The sequence below is a fragment of the Streptomyces rubradiris genome (genome assembly GCF_016860525.1).
Classification (GTDB): Bacteria; Actinomycetota; Actinomycetes; order Streptomycetales; family Streptomycetaceae; genus Streptomyces; species Streptomyces rubradiris.
In genome coordinates this window covers 1,594,909-1,611,902 of the sequence record NZ_BNEA01000015.1, presented here as the reverse complement: position 1 = coordinate 1,611,902, position 16,994 = coordinate 1,594,909, and the positions used below count along the sequence as shown (strand labels likewise).

At 71.0% G+C, this 16,994-nt stretch carries 14 protein-coding genes; 12 read left to right on the top strand and 2 right to left on the bottom strand.

Features of this window, described 5'->3' with window-relative positions; translation table 11 throughout:
* Window positions 1-494: 494 nt before the first annotated feature.
* Complete coding sequence (locus Srubr_RS20360; protein WP_189990545.1) at window positions 495-1,781, top strand: APC family permease; 1,287 nt, start codon at window positions 495-497, stop codon at window positions 1,779-1,781.
* On the opposite strand, the gene Srubr_RS20355 is transcribed toward Srubr_RS20360, so the two are convergent.
* The gene (locus Srubr_RS20355) at window positions 1,778-2,383 is read right to left on the bottom strand and encodes a helix-turn-helix domain-containing protein (protein WP_189990547.1); all 606 of its coding nucleotides are present in this window, start codon (window positions 2,381-2,383) and stop codon (window positions 1,778-1,780) included. The two genes, Srubr_RS20360 and Srubr_RS20355, sit on opposite strands and share 4 nt — an antisense overlap.
* Before the next feature lie 606 nt (window positions 2,384-2,989).
* Between Srubr_RS20355 and Srubr_RS20350 the strand changes: the two genes are divergently transcribed.
* The 11 genes from Srubr_RS20350 to ggt all read left to right on the top strand — a co-directional run bounded on the left by Srubr_RS20350 (window position 2,990) and on the right by ggt (window position 14,225).
* Window positions 2,990-4,228 carry a PucR family transcriptional regulator gene (locus Srubr_RS20350; RefSeq protein ID WP_189990548.1) on the top strand — a complete coding sequence of 413 codons (1,239 nt, stop codon included), beginning with the start codon at window positions 2,990-2,992 and terminating at the stop codon, window positions 4,226-4,228.
* Between the two features lie 684 nt (window positions 4,229-4,912).
* On the top strand, window positions 4,913-5,557 hold the full coding sequence (locus Srubr_RS20345; RefSeq protein ID WP_229926465.1) for a site-specific integrase: 645 nt from the start codon (window positions 4,913-4,915) through the stop codon (window positions 5,555-5,557).
* Complete coding sequence (gene pcaDC / locus Srubr_RS20340) at window positions 5,554-6,855, top strand: bifunctional 3-oxoadipate enol-lactonase/4-carboxymuconolactone decarboxylase PcaDC (RefSeq protein ID WP_189990550.1); 1,302 nt, start codon at window positions 5,554-5,556, stop codon at window positions 6,853-6,855. Before Srubr_RS20345 ends, pcaDC begins: the two co-directional genes overlap by 4 nt.
* Window positions 6,856-6,893: 38 nt before the next feature.
* A complete protein-coding gene (locus Srubr_RS20335; protein WP_189990552.1) occupies window positions 6,894-7,529 on the top strand; it encodes an MBL fold metallo-hydrolase in 636 nt (211 codons plus the stop codon).
* A gap of 35 nt (window positions 7,530-7,564) precedes the next feature.
* A complete protein-coding gene (locus Srubr_RS20330) occupies window positions 7,565-8,344 on the top strand; it encodes an exodeoxyribonuclease III (RefSeq protein ID WP_189990554.1) in 780 nt (259 codons plus the stop codon).
* A gap of 15 nt (window positions 8,345-8,359) precedes the next feature.
* Window positions 8,360-8,779: a DUF6278 family protein gene (locus Srubr_RS20325; RefSeq protein WP_189990556.1), complete on the top strand. Its 420-nt coding sequence runs from the start codon at window positions 8,360-8,362 to the stop codon at window positions 8,777-8,779.
* Window positions 8,780-8,935: 156 nt separating this feature from the next.
* Window positions 8,936-9,679 carry an amino acid ABC transporter ATP-binding protein gene (locus Srubr_RS20320; RefSeq protein ID WP_189990558.1) on the top strand — a complete coding sequence of 248 codons (744 nt, stop codon included), beginning with the start codon at window positions 8,936-8,938 and terminating at the stop codon, window positions 9,677-9,679.
* A gap of 17 nt (window positions 9,680-9,696) precedes the next feature.
* The gene (locus tag Srubr_RS20315; RefSeq protein WP_189990560.1) at window positions 9,697-10,623 is read left to right on the top strand and encodes a glutamate ABC transporter substrate-binding protein; all 927 of its coding nucleotides are present in this window, start codon (window positions 9,697-9,699) and stop codon (window positions 10,621-10,623) included.
* Window positions 10,620-11,264, top strand: a complete 645-nt coding sequence (locus Srubr_RS20310) for an amino acid ABC transporter permease (protein WP_189990562.1) — start codon at window positions 10,620-10,622, stop codon at window positions 11,262-11,264. The genes Srubr_RS20315 and Srubr_RS20310 overlap by 4 nt, the downstream gene beginning before the upstream one ends.
* Window positions 11,261-12,139 carry an amino acid ABC transporter permease gene (locus Srubr_RS20305; protein ID WP_189990564.1) on the top strand — a complete coding sequence of 293 codons (879 nt, stop codon included), beginning with the start codon at window positions 11,261-11,263 and terminating at the stop codon, window positions 12,137-12,139. Before Srubr_RS20310 ends, Srubr_RS20305 begins: the two co-directional genes overlap by 4 nt.
* 283 nt (window positions 12,140-12,422) lie before the next feature.
* Window positions 12,423-14,225, top strand: coding sequence for a gamma-glutamyltransferase (ggt, locus tag Srubr_RS20300; protein ID WP_189990566.1), 1,803 nt, complete (start codon window positions 12,423-12,425; stop codon window positions 14,223-14,225).
* 81 nt (window positions 14,226-14,306) lie between these two features.
* On the opposite strand, the gene Srubr_RS20295 is transcribed toward ggt, so the two are convergent.
* A complete protein-coding gene (locus Srubr_RS20295; protein ID WP_189990568.1) occupies window positions 14,307-16,865 on the bottom strand; it encodes an ATP-dependent Clp protease ATP-binding subunit in 2,559 nt (852 codons plus the stop codon).
* Window positions 16,866-16,994 lie beyond the last annotated feature (129 nt).

Sequence of the window (16,994 nt, the reverse complement as noted above, 5' to 3'; positions counted from 1 at the left end):
GTACCGGTGCGCTCATACGGTGCGGACGTCCGAGCAACGACCTCGGTCGAGATCGTGTTCGGCTCTTCGAGGAGCAGAAGACCTGAGCGGCGCCTCCGCAGGGGCCGGCCTCGCCGTAGCCGTTGCGGTGCCATCACCGGCGTGATAGACGTTTGCCGGTGTTTAGTGTCACTAAACACCTCGTCGCGGCTGCGTGGAGAGGTCGTCCTCGTTGTCGTCACGCCTTCACCGCGCTTCGGGCACCACATGCGTATCGAGCCGAGGCGGATCGCGGCTGTCACTCATGCTGTCGCGGCCGAGGAAGCGACGAGCAGCCCAGTTCTCGCTCGGGGTCACGACTTCTCAGAACTGAGCCGGAGCAGCAGAAGTCGGGTCCCCTCGCCCTGCTGCGGAGGTGCCGCGCAGGTTCGCTTCGTGTGGCCGTACCACCTCACGTACTCATTCATCCACCCATGACGAGCCGGTACCGGCCCGGGAGCTGAAAGGTGGTCGACATGACCGACCTCTCCAAGACAGGGCACGTCGAAGCACCTGGCGGTGAAGCGGGATCGGGCAACCCGCTCAACCGAGGGCTCGGCGTATCGCAGATCGTGTTCATGGTCGTCGCCGCAGCGGCGCCGCTCGGACTGGTGGCCGGCGGGGTGCCGCTCGCCTTCGCCGTGAGCGGCAGTCCGGGGATGCCGCTGTACTTCGCATTGACCACCGTGATGCTGCTGATCTTCGCCGTCGGCTTCACGCTGATGGCAGGACGGGTACGCAACGCGGGCGCCTTCTACGCCTACGTCCAGGCGGGGCTGGGCCGCATACCCGGTCTCTCGGCCGCGACCCTCGCGCTCTTCTCCTACACGCTGCTTCTCGTCGGGGTGAACGCCTATGTCGGCGTCGCGACGAGCAATGTCATCGAGCGGTACGCCGACGTCGGCTCTCCGTGGTGGTTGTGGGCATTCGTCTCGCTGGGCATCATCGCCTTCCTCGGCCTCGGCGTCATGTTCGCCATCTTCGGGTTCATCGGCTTTGAGGCGACAGCCGTGTTCCGCAACGAGGCCAAGGATCCCGACGTCACGGTCCTGCGGGCGACGTACGTCGCGATCCTGGTGATCGGGGTCTTCTACTCGTTCACCGTGTGGGCGATCGTGGTGGGTGTCGGCGTCGACGCGGTGACCGGCGCCGCGAAGGCCGACCCAGAGGGCCTGGTCCTCACACTGGCGCGGAGCTACGTCGGGTCCGTCTGGGCCGACGTGATGCAGGTGCTCCTGATCACCAGTCAGTTCGCGTGCGTGCTGGCCTTCCACAACGTCGTGACGCGCTACCAGTTCGCGCTGTCCCGGGCCCGCGCCCTACCCGCGCCGCTGGGCGTCGTTCACCCCCGGCACCGCGCGCCGTCGTCATCCTCGGCTGTCGCCTCGGCGGTCGCGTCCGTCACCACACTTGTCGTCGTCGCGCTCGGCCTCGACCCGATCGGGGACCTCTACACGTGGTTCTCCGGCGCCGCCACCCTCGGCGTCGTTCTGCTGATGGCGGCCACCAGTCTCGCGGTGATCGGCTACTTCCGGCGCGCCGGTGAGCAGCAGTCGGTGTGGCGCGTGGTCGTGGCCCCGGCCGTGGCCTTCCTCGGTCTGGCCTGTGTGGGCTACCTGATGGTCGCCAACTTCCCGCTCCTCGTCGGCACCACCGAGGGCGCCTGGGCCATCGGTGGGTTCGTCGCCCTCTCGGCCGTGGTCGGCGCGGTGCAGGCCCTCGTCCTGCGGGCGCGCCGACCGGCCGTCTACGAGCGGTTCTAGGCCGGTCCTCGTGCGACGCGCAGCAGCGGAGGCGACAGGACCCACAGCACCTCGCTCACCGACGTACCCGGGTTGTCGAACTGGTGAAGCGTCTGACCGGAGAACGAGGTGGACACGCCGGCTGACAGCATCCGGGTCTCGCCCCCGACGATCAGACGGGTCGAGCCACTCAGTCCCATCGCGAAGATCGTGGTGTCGAGCCGATAGGAGCCACCGGTGCCTCCGCCTGGTTCGATCACGGAACGGAAGACCTGGAAGGCCGTGGTGTCGGCGGGCGTGAGCAGGTACTCGGCTACGCCTTCACCGCCCATGTCGATCAGGCTTCCGCCCTCCACGACCTGCTCGTGGGGGTACGCGAACAGCTCGCCGACCCCGATCTGCAGCACATCGCAGACGCGCAGCAACGTCGGGACGGACACGCTGGTGAGCCCACGCTCCAACTGACTCAGGAAGCCCTTGGTGACCTCTGCCTGGTGCGCGACCTCCGTCAACGACAACCCGCGGCTGAGCCTGATCTTCCTCAGCTGCGCGCCTGTGGATGTTTCGGAGGCAGCGGAGCCCTTGGCCGCTCCGTCTGCCCTCCTGCTGTCATCGATGGACATCCCGCTCACCGCCCGTCCCGTGGCCGAGGTCGTGTGCCCGTCTGGTGACAGGCCGACCCAGACGAACCCCCTCCGTGGCACGAGGCTAAGGCATGCGCGTCACGGGCGGCTGGCGTGCCCTTCCGCGGACAACGGCGCGAAAACCCTTGCGGCCCCATCGACGGCCTGGTAGACCTGCCTTCGTTTAGTAACGCTAAACACGTCCACAGCTCTTGGAGCCCCATGTGCGCGGTTGTTCTCCGGAGACCCGGCCACGCCTGTCGAGGCGGCGGATGCCGACCTCACCGATCCGCAGACGGGCGAAGTCGGGCTTCGCATCACCGCGGCGGGGTGTGCCACGCGGAGCGGGTGCGTCTGAATCGGGGCACGGCCTCGGGGGCACACGCGGGTCAAGCACGTCATGGGCCACGTCGATGCCGACCGACTGACGAGCGAAAGAGCGGACACTGACGGATTCAGCTTCTCCGGCCTGCCGAGTGCACAGCAGTCTCGGGCAGCCGCTGCCGCACGGTGGTGGCGCCCCAATGCCGGCGGCCGACCACGCCTCTGCCGGTGACACGGCATGTCGGGGGCGTCGGCACCTCGGATTCAGGGGGACACTTGGACATGAACGAGCTGTGGCCCCCGCCCTCCCGCGAGGTCGCTGACGCGATCAGGTCACTGTGCCAGCGCCTGCTGACGGAAACGGACGCCCTGGTCGACACCTTCGCAAGGCCCTCTCTCGTGGCTCAGAAAGACCCTGCCCTCCTCGCCGATGCCTCGCTGGTCGAGGAGGATTGGGAACTCAACCGCTCCGATCTCGTCCAATGGCTGACCGCGAACGTCCAGCAACCGGGGCGGCGAGTGGAACCCTACGTCGGCCCGAGAGCCATGGCGTACATCAACGATCTCGTCTCCCGGGGCATTGCGCCCGACTTCGCCGGTGCGTGGCGTGTGGCGCTGGGGATCGGCTGGCGGCGATGGCTGGAGGAATGCGTGGCGCGCTGCGCCGACCGCGACCTTCTCGTGGGGGTCCTGGACGTCACGGCGCAGTCGATGGTGCAGTACGCCCTCGACTCGGTCGCAGCCCTGCGCCAGGCCGGCCTGACCGCTGCGGTGGGCAACGCGGATGCCGAGGGGATCGCGCTGATCCAGCTGATCGCCAGCGGGGCGCCGATGGCGGAGGATCTTGCCGAGAGACGCCTGCGCTACCGGATGGCACGGTGGCACACGGGTCTCGTGTTGTGGATCGATGATCCTCAGCAGGTCGATGCCCTGGACGAGGCGACCCTGGCCGTGCGCTCCGCTGCCACCGGTCGAACCGCTCTGGTGGCACGCGCCAGTGCGACGTCGCGGTGGATCTGGCTCTCGGGGGCGGGTGCCGTCCCGGACCTTCACCACGTGGAGCAGGTCATGGCGACGGCTGACGGGGTCCGCGTGGCGGTGGGAAGGCCGGGGCATGGGCTCCAAGGGTTCAGGACCAGCCACCAGGACGCCCTCGCGGCACAGGCGCTGGTCATCCGGCTCGGGTCCGACCGGCGATTCACGGCTTACGCCGACGTCGAGCTGATCGACGCGCTCACGAAGGACCGGGCCGGCGCACGTCGGTTCGTCATCAACACGTTGGGGTCGTTGGCCGAGGCTGACACGGCACTGCGGGAGGCGCTCCTCACCTACGTGCAGTGCGGATTCAACGCCACCCGGGCGGCCGCCCACCTCTACGCCCACCGAAACACCGTCGAGCGGCGCGTCTCGCGCGCCAACGAACTCTCGGCCGTAAAGGTGGAGGACAACCCGGCCCATGTGGCGGCGGCGCTCCTGGTGTTGGACATCGTGCCTGACATCGTGGCGACCAATCCCAGCTGAGCTCCGGGCGCGGCGCTCGACCTTCCTGACTCAGGGAAACGCCCGGAGGACGAACAGGGCAAGGGGTGGACAGGGCCGCGCATGCGATCCCGGAGGGGGTCGTGCAGGCAGGCTGCCATGGCCGGCAGCATAGGTCGGCCGGTATGCCCGCCCGGTGATCAGCGCAGGCCCCGTCGTCTTCGTCCGCGTCCGCAGCATCGACCTCAGAGCACTCCTCACGCTGGACCGCTGACGGATACCACTCCGGATCAGGTCGATCATGTACGCCATGCCTCGGGACGCAACCGAGCGGAACATAGACCGTGATCGCCGGTTGGCCAAACCGGCGGTCACGGCAACCCTTGGAGTGGTTTGTCAATCTCTGGGGCGTGGACGCCCCATCGACTTCTCAGTTCGGGAGGAGCACCCGGACTGGAGGAAAGCGAGTAGTCCTGTCTTATCCGATCAAGAAGCTCGCCCTCGTTGCCAAGGGGAAGGTTCGGTACCGGTTCGTGGTCGATGCAGCCCCTGATCCGGTCACCGGGAAGCGTAAGCAGCTGACGCGTACCTTCGGGGGTTGAGGGAGGCGAAGGCGCAGTACGCGAGCATCGTGCCTCGTCGCAGCTACACCATGACCCTGGCCCGGGTCCGCGGAAGGCTCGGGCACATCAGGCTCCCGGACCTCACCGAGGAACATGTGGCGGCATGGATGCGATGGGCGCTCCAGGAGGGGCGTGGGCGGGGAGCCTGCAGGCACCGTTCCTCCTGGTTCTGATGGGTCTTCGGCCGGCGGAGATCTGTGGCATGCGCTGGGCGGACGTCGACCTGGACGAAGTCACGGTGTCCATCCCCGACACCCGCACGGTCATGGGGAACGACATCGTCGTGGAGAAGGATGCCAAGTCGCTTGCCGGTGAGCGGCAGCTTCCTCTGCCGGCACCGGTTGCGGCTGCCTCGACCGCGTTCAGGGATGCTCAGGCCGACGAGAAGGCGGCGGCGGGGCAGGGGTACGAAGGCAGCGGCCACGTTCTCGTGGATGCTCGGGGCAGGGCGCTCAACGGACGTCAGCTGCGGGAGCTGGCCTACGAGGTCATGGACCGCACCGGGCTGCGTCGGGTCCGTCTGTACGACGCCCGGGCGAGCTGCCTGACATACCTGGCGAACCACGGGGTCCCGGACCACCTTCTCGCCCGGTGGGCCGGTCACGCCGACGTCCGGACCACGAAGCGCTGGTACGTGAAGCCGGATGTGGAGGACCTGCGGCCGGCGGCGGCCACGTGGGGAGGTCTGGCGAGTGGTTCCGCCCCCGTTCACGGAGAGAATGTGAGATGTGGGAGCGTGAACGGGTGAGTGAGAAGAACGTCGACAGCTTGCAATACCGCTTTGACGGGCCGGAACAGGCCCCGGTTCTCGTCATGGGGCCGTCCCTCGGTGCTACGTGGCACATGTGGGACCGCCAGGTGCCGGAGCTGGCCAAGCAGTGGCGGGTTCTCCGGTTCGACCTGCCGGGACACGGCGGTGCCCCCGCGCACCCGGCCGGCTCCGTCGCCGACCTCGCCGGCCGGCTGCTGGCCACGCTGGACGCGCTCGGCGTGCAGCGCTTCGGCTACGCGGGCTGCGCGCTCGGCGGCGCCGTCGGCATCGAGCTGGCCCTGCGCCACCCCGAGCGGCTCGCCTCGCTCGCGCTGGTCGCCGCCTCCCCCCGGTTCGGCACCGCGGACGAGTTCCGGCAGCGCGGGGTGGTGGTCCGTACCAACGGGCTCGACCCGATCGCCCGGAGCGCTCCCGACCGCTGGTTCACCGGCGGGTTCGCCGCCGCGCAGCCCGCGATCACCGAGTGGGCCGTGCAGATGGTCCGTACCACCGACCCGGGCTGCTACATCGCCGCCTGCGAGGCGCTGGCCTCCTTCGACGTACGGTCCGAGCTCGGCCGGGTGGGCGTGCCGACGCTGGTGCTGGTCGGCTCCGACGACCAGGTCACCGGCCCGGCGGAGGCCCGTACCCTGGTCGCGGGCATCCCCGACGCCCGGCTCGCGGTCGTGCCCGGCGCCTCCCACCTGGTGCCGGTCGAGCAGCCCGCCGCCGTCACCGACCTGCTCGTCCACCACTTCTCCACCGCCTGGCAGCAGCCCTTCGACACCGGGCAGACCGCCCTGCCGGCCGCGGTCGCGCCCGCCGTCCCGGCGCCCGCCCCGGCCGTGCCGGCGCAGGCCGCGCCGGTCGCCGAGATCGCCCCGGTCGCCGTACCCGCCCAGAGCGACGGGCCGCCCGACCGGTACGAGACCGGGCTGAAGATCCGCCGCGAGGTCCTCGGCGACGCGCACGTGGACCGGACGCTGGCGGACTCCGACGAGTTCTCCGGGGACTTCCAGGACTTCATCACCCGCTACGCCTGGGGCGAGATCTGGGACCGGCCGGGCCTGGACCGCCGTACCCGCAGCTGTGTCACGCTGAGCGCGCTGGTCGCCGGCGGCCACCTGGAGGAGCTGGCCGCCCACACCCGGGCGGCGCTGCGGAGCGGACTGACCCCGGCCGAGATCGCCGAGGTGCTGCTGCAGACCGCCGTCTACTGCGGGGTGCCGGCCGCGAACAGCGCGTTCCGGGTCGCCCAGCGGGTCATCCGCGAGGAGACCACGCCCGCCGAGTAGTGCCGCGCGCGGCGGGCGCGGGCGTGAAGATGGGAGACATGAAGCTCACGAAGAAGTCCCACGCCTGCGTCCGCCTCGACAAGGAGGGCCGGACGCTCGTCATCGACCCGGGCGCCTTCTCCGAAGAGGACGCGGCGCTCGGCGCGGACGCCATCCTGATCACGCACGAGCACCCGGACCACTTCGACGAGTTCCGGCTGCGGGCCGCCATGGAGGACAACCCCACCGCCGAGATCTGGACCCTCGGGGCCGTCGCCGAGCGGATCACGGCCGCCTTCCCGGGCCGGGTGCACACCGTCGGCCACGGCGACACCTTCACCGCCGCCGGCTTCGACGTCCAGGTGCACGGCGAGCTGCACGCGGTGATCCACCCCGACCTGCCGCGCGTCACCAACGTCGGCTACCTGATCGACGGCGGCGCGGTCTTCCACCCCGGCGACGCCCTCACCGTCCCCGACCACCCGGTGGAGACGCTGCTGGTGCCGGTGATGGCCCCCTGGAACAAGATCTCCGAGGTGATCGACTACGTCCGCGAGGTCGCCCCGCGGCGCGCCTACGACGTCCACGACGCCCTGCTCACCGACCTGGCCCTGCCGATCTACGACGGCCACCTCGGCCGGCTGGGCGGCACCGACCACCAGCGGCTGGCGCCCGGGGCGGCGGCGGAGGTCTGAGCCCGTTGTCACAGGCTCCGGGTAGGTTGTGAGGCATGCGCATCGCCACCTGGAACGTGAACTCGATCACCGCCCGCCTGCCCCGGCTGCTGGCCTGGCTGGAGAGCAGCGCCACCGACGTGCTCTGCCTCCAGGAGGCCAAGATCGCCGAGGAGCAGTTCCCCTTCGACCAGCTCCGCGAGCTGGGCTACGAATCGGCGGTCCACGCGACCGGCCGGTGGAACGGCGTGGCGGTGCTCTCCCGCGTCGGCATCGAGGACGTGGTCAAGGGCCTGCCCGGGGACCCCGGCTACGACGGCGTGACCGAGCCGCGCGCCATCTCGGCGACCTGCGGCCCGGTCCGCGTCTGGTCGGTGTACGTGCCCAACGGCCGCGAGGTGGAGCACCCGCACTACGCGTACAAGCTCCAGTGGTTCGAGGCCCTGAAGGCGGCCGTGTACGGCGACGCGCGGGGCAGCCGCCCGTTCGCGGTCCTGGGGGACTACAACGTGGCGCCGACCGACGACGACGTCTACGACGTGACGGCGTTCGAGGGCTCCACCCACGTCACCGCCGCCGAGCGCGCCGCGCTCGCCGCCCTGCGCGAGACGGGCCTGGACGACATCGTGCCGCGCCCGCTGAAGTACGACCGGCCGTTCACGTACTGGGACTACCGCCAGCTGTGCTTCCCGAAGAACCGCGGCATGCGCATCGATCTGGTCTACGGCAACGAGCCGTTCGCCAAGGCCGTCAAGGACGCCTACGTCGACCGCGAGGAGCGCAAGGGCAAGGGCGCCTCCGACCACGCGCCGGTGGTGGTCGACCTGGACGTGTGATGCCACGCTGGGGGCATGCGTCTTCCGTTCCTGGGCCCCCGGCACGACAAGAACGGTGAGCCGGCGCCGCCCGCCGACCCCGAGGCGGTCGCCGCGCTGCTGTCCGAGTGCGATCTGCTGCGCTCGCAGGCGGCCCGGGCGGGTGTCCGCCTCGACGACACCCCGGCCTCCCTGGTGGCCCTGGACCAGATGGACCCGCGCTGGCGCGACGACCCCGAGACGCTGCCCTGGCTGGGCCATGACGCCGGGCTGTACCTGGGCACGGTCGTGGTGCGCACGGTGCCCGGCGCCGCCTGGCGGATCCGCTCCGACGGCGAACCCGTCGTACGGCTCGCCTCCGGCCGGACGGTGGAGGTGGTGCCGGCCGGACAGGAGTGGGCGGCGAGCGGGGTCCCCGAGCTGTCCCAGGTGTACGCCGAGATCGCCGAGGACTGAGCCCGCCCCGGCCCCGGCCGCCCGCTGAACAGGCTCCTGGCGCCCGCTGACGTAAATACGGCTAATGCCCTGAAGGTGCGTGTCGTCCCTCAACCGCACGGCAGGCTGGATAGGTTGCGGCAACCACGACACAGCCGAGAGCGAGTGGGGCTGCGGATGGCCGTCGATCCGTTGATCGAACTGCGCAACGTCAACAAGTACTACGGGGAGCTGCATGTCCTGAGGGACATCGACCTCACGGTCGGCAAGGGGGAGGTGGTCGTGGTCATCGGCCCGTCCGGCTCGGGCAAGTCGACGCTGTGCAGGACGATCAACCGGCTGGAGACCATCGAGTCCGGCACCATCACCCTCGACGGCCGGCCGCTGCCCGCGGAGGGCAAGGCCCTCGCCCGGCTGCGCGCCGAGGTCGGCATGGTCTTCCAGTCCTTCAACCTCTTCGCCCATAAGACCGTCCTGCAGAACGTCTCCCTCGCCCAGGTCAAGGTGCGCGGGCGGCGCCAGGAGGAGGCCGACCGGCGCTCCCGCGAACTCCTGGACCGGGTCGGCCTGCTGAACCAGGCCGACAAGTACCCCGCCCAGCTCTCCGGCGGCCAGCAGCAGCGCGTCGCCATCGCCCGCGCGCTCGCCATGGAACCCAAGGCGATGCTCTTCGACGAGCCCACCTCCGCCCTCGACCCCGAGATGATCAACGAGGTGCTGGAGGTCATGCGGCAACTCGCCCGGGAGGGGATGACCATGGTCGTCGTCACCCACGAGATGGGCTTCGCCCGCGCCTCCGCCAACCGGGTCGTCTTCATGGCCGACGGCCGGATCGTGGAGGACCGCAGCCCGGACGAGTTCTTCACCGACCCGCGCAGCGACCGCGCCAAGGACTTCCTCTCCAAGATCCTCAAGCACTGACCGGGGGACCGCGACCCATGTGCCGTACCACCCGTGTGCCCCGCGCCCTGTGCGCGCTGCTCGCGCTGCTGGCAGCCGCCTGCGGCAAGGAGGGCAGCCCGCCCGGCAAGGGGCCGGCCGCCGGGAAACTCCCGCACTACCAGGTGGCCCAGGACGTCCGCCTGCCCGCCTCCCGGACCTGGACCCGGGCCAAGCGGCGCGGCCACTTCGTCGTCGGCGTCAAGGAGGACCAGCCCTACCTCGGCGAGAAGGACCCGGCCACCGGCGCCTACTCCGGCTTCGACATCGAGATCGCCAAAATGATGTCCGCCTCGCTCGGCCTGGCACCGCAGAGCATCCGGTTCCGCACCATCGCCTCCGCCAACCGCGAGACCGCCCTGCAGAACGGCCAGATCGACTACTACGTGGGCACCTACACCATCAACCCCAACCGCAAGAAACTCGTGGGCTTCGCCGGCCCCTACTACATGGCCGGCCAGTCGCTCCTGGTCCGCAGGGACGAGGACACCATCCACGGACCCCAGGACCTGGCCGGCAAACGCGTCTGCTCGGCGGCCGGCTCCACGCCGTACCAGCGCATCAGGGCCGACTACCCGAAAGCGGTCCTGGTCGCCTACGACACCTACTCCGTCTGCGTGGACAACCTCCTCACCTACCAGGTCGACGCGGTCACCACCGACGACGCCATCCTCATCGGCTACGCGGCCAAGGTCCCGGACGAACTCAAGCTCGCCGGCAAGCCGTTCTCCAAGGAGCCCTACGGCATCGGCGTCCCGCGCGGCGACAACGCCCTGCGGTTCGCCCTCGACGACGCCCTGGCGGCCCGCGAGAAGAACGGCGACTGGAAGAAGGCGTACGACGCCACGCTCGGCCTGTCCGGCGTACCCGCACCCCACCCGCCCGCCATCGACCGCTACCCGGCGGGCCGAGCGAGGACGGCATGAACGTACTGACAGACAACTTCTCGGCCTACGGCGCCGGTTTCCTCGGCACCCTCGAACTGACCGTCTACGCCTCCCTGCTGGCCCTCGTGCTGGGCTTCGTGATGGCGTCCTTCCGGGTCGCGCCCGTCGGCTCCCTGCGGATCTTCGGCACCGCGTGGGTCGCCGTCCTGCGCAACACCCCGCTCACCCTGCTGTTCTTCGCGGTGCTGCTCGGCCTGCCCCGGTTCGGACTCGTCCTGCCCTTCCAGGTGTTCGCGGTCCTCGCCCTCGGCTGCTACACCTCCGCCTTCATCTGCGAGGTGCTGCGCTCCGGCATCAACACCGTGCCCAGGGGACAGGGCGAGGCGGCCCGCAGCCTCGGCATGACCTTCGGGCAGACGCTGTCGCTGGTCGTGCTGCCCCAGGCGTTCCGGTCCGTGATCCCGCCCGTCGGCTCCACCCTCATCGCGCTCGCCAAGAACTCCGCGATCGCGGGTGCCTTCAGCGTGACCGAGCTGCTCGGCACGTACAAGACGCTCAACGAACTCGGCTACAACATCGTCTGGACGTTCGTCTGGATCGCCGTCGGCTATCTGATCGTCACGCTCGCCATCAGCGCCCTGTTCCACGCGCTGGAGCGCAAGTGGGGAGTCGCCCGATGACCGCCGCCCCCGCGCTCTACGACGTCCCCGGCCCGCACGCCCGGCGGCGGCACGCGCTGTACGGCGTCCTGTCCACCGCCGTCCTCCTCGCACTGCTCGCCTGGATCCTCTACCTGCTGTTCCACACCGGCCAGTTCACCGCCACCAAGTGGATGCCGTTCGAGTACCAGGGCATCCAGTGGCTGTTGCTGCGCGGACTCGGCAACACCCTGAAGGCGTTCGCCCTCGCGGCCGTCCTCTCCCTGGTCCTCGGCGGGGTGCTGGCCTGCGGCCGGCTGTCCGACCACCGGCCGGTGCGCGCGCTCGCCACGCTCGTCGTGGAGTTCTTCCGGGCCATGCCCGTGCTGGTGATGATCTTCTTCATCTTCGTGGCGCTGAAGGTGCAGCCGCTGCCCGCGCTGGTCGCCGGGCTCACCCTCTACAACGGCTCGGTGCTCGCCGAGGTCTTCCGCTCCGGCGTGCACGCCGTCGAACGCGGCCAGGAGGAGGCCGCGTTCGCGCTCGGCATGCGCAAGACGCAGGTCATGACGCACGTCCTCGTGCCGCAGGCGGTGCGCGCGATGCTGCCCGCCATCATCAGCCAGTTGGTGGTCGCGCTGAAGGACACCTCCCTCGGCTTCCTCATCACCTACGAGGAGTTTCTCCATGCCGGGAAACTCATCGCGTCCAACCTCGACTACGATTTGCCGTTCATCCCCGTAGTGATGGTGATCTCGCCGATCTACATCGGGATGTGCATGCTGCTCTCGTGGTTCGCCGGCTGGGTGTCCCGCCGTGAGCAGCGCAGTCCCAAGACCGAGGCGGTGGTCCAGGCCCCGGCCGGCCCTGGGGCGCTGCTGCCCGGTGGGGAGCCCCCCATGGCCCCGAAACCCTGAGGGGGGCGGCAGTTCAACGGGCCAGGCTCGTCCGGCGGCAGCCGGAGATCACTGCTCGCCGAGCGGGACGGACACCTGTGACGGGTCGTCCCCACGGCGGGGAGAAGGTCAGCTGCGCGCCGGACGGGTTGTGCTCGGCGGTGTGACATCCGCCACCGGCACGACCACGCCTGTGCCGTACGCGTGTTCGAGCTCCGGCATGGTGGGGCCGGGCACCGCGGCGTACTGTCGGTACAGCACCGTTCTGGTTACGCTGCGCGGACTGTCCCGACGGGAGGTACGCATGGGTCGCCCAGACAAGCGGAAACTGGCGGTTCTGGCGGTCTCGGCCGCCATGGTGTCGGTGGGGGCGGCGGCGCCGCCCGCCGCGCAGGCGAGCGAGACGGCCGCCAAGACGCCCGTGGCCGTCGGTTACGGCGGAGCCGTCGCCAGCGTCGACGCGGACGCCTCCGCCGCCGGCATCGAGATCCTCAGGCGCGGCGGCAACGCGGTGGACGCGGCCGTCGCCACGGCCGCCGCGCTCGGCGTCACCGAGCCCTACTCCTCCGGCATCGGCGGAGGCGGCTACTTCGTCCACTACGACGCGAGGACCCGCACGGTCCACACGATCGACGGCCGCGAGACCGCGCCGCTCGCCGCGGACTCCGGCCTGTTCCTGGAGCACGGCAAACCGATCCCGTTCGCCGACGCCGTCAGCAGCGGGCTGAGCGTCGGCACCCCGGGCACCCCCGCCACCTGGCAGAAGGCCCTTCAGGAGTGGGGCAGCGAGAAGCTGAGCACCGTGCTGGAACCGGCCGAGCGAATAGCCCGCGACGGCTTCACGGTGGACGACACCTTCCGGGCGCAGACCGCGGCCAACGAGACCCGGTTCCGCTACTTCCCCGACACCGTGAAGCTGTTCCTGCCGGGCGGCCGGCTCCCCGTCGTCGGCTCCACCCTGAAGAACCCCGACCTGGCCCGCACCTACGAGCAACTGGGCCGCGAGGGCACGGCGGCCGTCTACCGCGGGGACATAGGCGACGACATCGTCAAGGCCGTCGAACACCCGCCCGTGGACCCCGCCTCCGGCTGGAACGCCCGCCCGGGCAAGCTCGCCGAGAAGGACTTCGCGGTCTACCGCGCCAAGCTCCAGGCACCGACCCGGACTTCCTACCGCGGCCTGGACGTCTACTCCATCGCCCCCTCCTCCTCCGGCGGCACCACCGTCGGCGAGGCCCTCAACATCCTGGAGCGGACCGACCTGTCGAAGGCGGACCAGGTCCGTTACCTGCACCGCCTCATCGAGGCGAGCCGCGTCGCGTTCGCCGACCGCGGGCGCTGGGTCGGCGACCCCGCCTTCGAGGACGTACCGACCCGGGGGCTGCTGTCCCAGCGGTACGCCGACTCGCGCGGCTGCCTCATCAAGGACGACGCCGTCCTCACCAGCCCGCTCGCCCCGGGCGACCCGCGCCGTCCCGCACCCTGCGGCAAGGGCGGCACCGCGGCCCCGACGACGTACGAGGGAGAGAACACCACCCATCTGACCGTGGCCGACAAGTGGGGCAACGTCGTCGCCTACACGCTCACCATCGAGCAGACCGGCGGCAGCGGCATCACCGTCCCCGGCCGGGGTTTCCTGCTCAACAACGAGCTGACCGACTTCTCCTTCGCCCCCGCCAACCCGGCCGTCCACGACCCCAACCTGCCCGGCCCGGGCAAGCGCCCGCGCTCCTCGGTCGCCCCGACGATCGTGCTGGACCGGCAGGGCAAGCCCGTCGTGGCGGTCGGTTCCCCCGGCGGCGCCACCATCATCAGCACCGTGCTGCAGACCCTGACCGGGTTCCTCGACCGGCGTCTGCCGCTGGTCGACGCCATCGCCGCCCCGCGCGCCAGCCAGCGCAACACGGCGCGGACCGAGCTGGAACCGGGGCTGTACGACAGCGGGCTGAAGCGCCGCCTGGAGGCCATCGGGCACGCTTTCAGCCCCATCCCCGAGATCGGCGCCGCCACCGGCGTGCAGCGCCTGCCGGACGGCAGGTGGCTGGCCGCCGCCGAGAAGGTACGGCGCGGCGGCGGCTCGGCGATGGTGGTGCGCCCGGCGCGGTAGGGCTCCGGCGTGGTGCGCCCGGCGCGGTAGGGCTCCGGCCGCCGGAGCCCTACCGAGGGCTGCGGCGGCCGGAGCCGTGCGTCACGGCTCCGGTGCGGGCGGCGGGACCCGCGGGTCCGACGCGGGCGGGGACGCCCGGTCGGCGCGGAAGTCCAGCCGCCCGTCCGCGACGTCCACCGTGACCCGGCCGCCCTCGGCGACCGTGCCGTTCAGCAGCAGCCGGGACAGCTGGTTGTCCACCTCGCGCTGGATGGTGCGGCGCAGCGGCCGGGCACCGTACTCGGGCTGGTAGCCGCGCTCGGCCAGCCAGTCCACGGCCGCGGGCGTGAACTCCACCGACACGCCCTGCCCCTCCAGCAGCCGCCGGGTGCTCTCCAGCAGCAGCTCGGTGATCCGCCGCAGCTGGTCGCCCGTGAGCTGCCGGAAGACCACGATCTCGTCGATCCGGTTGAGGAACTCCGGCCGGAAGTGCTCCCGCAGCGGCCGCAGGATGCGTTCGCGCCGCGCCTCCTCGTCGGCATCCGAGCCACCCGGCCCGAACCCGATCCCGGTCCCGCGCCGGGTGATCGCCTCCGAGCCCAGGTTGCTGGTCATCACGATGACCGTGTTGCTGAAGTCCACCGTCCGGCCCTGGGAGTCGGTGAGCCGGCCGTCGTCCAGCACCTGGAGCAGGATGTTGAAGACGTCCGGGTGCGCCTTCTCCACCTCGTCCAGCAGCAGCAGCGAGTACGGGTGCCGGCGCACCACCTCGGTGAGCTGACCGGCCTCCTCGTGGCCGACGTAGCCGGGCGGGGCCCCCACCAGCCGGGAGACGGTGTGCCGCTCCTGGTACTCGCTCATGTCCAGCCGCACCATCCGGTCCTCGCTGCCGAACAGGGCCTCCGCCAGCGCCCGGGCCAGCTCGGTCTTGCCGACGCCGGTCGGGCCGAGGAAGAGGAAGCTGCCGATCGGCCGGTCGGGGCTGGCGAGCCCGGCGCGGGAGCGCAGCACCGCCTCGGAGACCACGGCGACCGCCTCCTCCTGGCCGACCACCCGCTGGTGCAGGTGCTCCTCCAGGCCGAGCAGCCGCTCCTTCTCCTCCTCGGTCAACCGGCTCACCGGGATGCCGGTCTGCCGGGACACCACCTCGGCGATGGCCTCCGCCGTCACCTCCAGCTGCCCCTCGTCGGCCCTCCCGTCCTCGCTGGCCGCCGCGATCCGCTGCTTCAGCTCGGTGATCCGGTCGCGCACCTGCTTGGCCTGCTCGTAGTCCTCGTCCGCGACCGCCTGGTCCTTGTCCCGGGCCAGCTGTTCCACCTCGCGCTCCATGGCGCGCACGTCCGTGCCCTTGGTGCCGGCGCCGAGCCGCACCCGGGCGCCGGCCTGGTCGATCAGGTCGATCGCCTTGTCCGGCAGCCGCCGGTCGGTGAGGTACCGGTCCGACAGCTCCACCGCGGCCACCAGCGCCTCGTCGGTGTAGCGGACCTGGTGGTGGGCCTCGTACCGGTCGCGCAGCCCGCGCAGGATGCCGATCGTGTCCTCCACCGTCGGCTCCGGTACCAGGATCGGCTGGAACCGGCGGGCCAGCGCCGCGTCCTTCTCGATCCGGCGGTACTCCTCCAGCGTGGTCGCGCCGACGATGTGCAGCTCGCCCCGGGCGAGGGCGGGCTTGAGGATGTTCCCGGCGTCCATCCCGCCGCCGTCGCCGCCGGAACCGGCGCCGACGACGGTGTGCAGCTCGTCGATGAAGACGATCAGCCGGCCGGAGTGGGCGCGGATCTCCTCCACGATGTTGTTCAGGCGCTCCTCGAAGTCGCCCCGGTAGCGGGTGCCGGCCACCACGCCGGTCAGGTCCAGGGCGACCACCCGGCGCCCGGCCAGCACGTCCGGCACGTCCCCGTCGGCGATGCGCTCCGCCAGCCCCTCGACGATCGCCGTCTTGCCGACGCCCGCGTCACCGATCAGCACCGGGTTGTTCTTGCCGCGCCGGGACAGCACCTCGATGGTCTGCTCGATCTCGGTGTCCCGGCCGATCACCGGGTCGATCCGGCCCTGCCGGGCCAGCTCGGTCAGATCACGGCCGTACTTGTCCAGGGTGGGCGTGTCGGTGGGCCGCTGCCGCTCCGGGCGGGGCGGCGCGCTCTCCGGGGCCTCCGGCGGCATGGAGCGCGGCTGGAACCGGGCCGCGTGCAGGATGTGCCCGGCCGCCGAGTCCGGGTTCGAGGCGAGCGCGCTGAGCACGTGCTCCGGGCCGATGTACCCGGCGCCGCTGGCCCGCGCCATGTCGTGCGCGTCCAGCAGGGCCCGCTTGACGGCCGGGGTCAGGGACAGCGAGGTCGGCGGCGGGGACTCGCCCGGCGGGTGCTGTGCCGGACCCGCCCGGTCGTCGATCTCCGAGGCGAGCGAGTCCGGGTCCGCGCCCGCCCGGCTCAGCAGGCTCCGGGTGGGCTCGGACGACACGGCCGCGCGCAGCAGGTGCTGGGTGTCCAGGTCCCGGCTGCCGTGCTCGGCGGCGTACTGGGCGGCTCCTCTGACCAGCTCCCGGGCCGGCTGGCTGAGCAGCCGGCCGATGTCGATGTGGCGGGGCGCCCCGCCGGCGGAGCCGCCGAAGAAGCGGGCCAGGAAGTCACCGAACGGGTCAGGAGGGTAGCCGTTGGTCATGGCGTTGCGTTTCCTTCGCTGACGACTGGCTCCGCCGGGTAACCGGGTAAGAGGCGCTCATGCCCACGATGACACGATCCGTTTCGTCGGGCATGTCCGCCTACGGGGAGGGGGATTCCCGTATTCGGG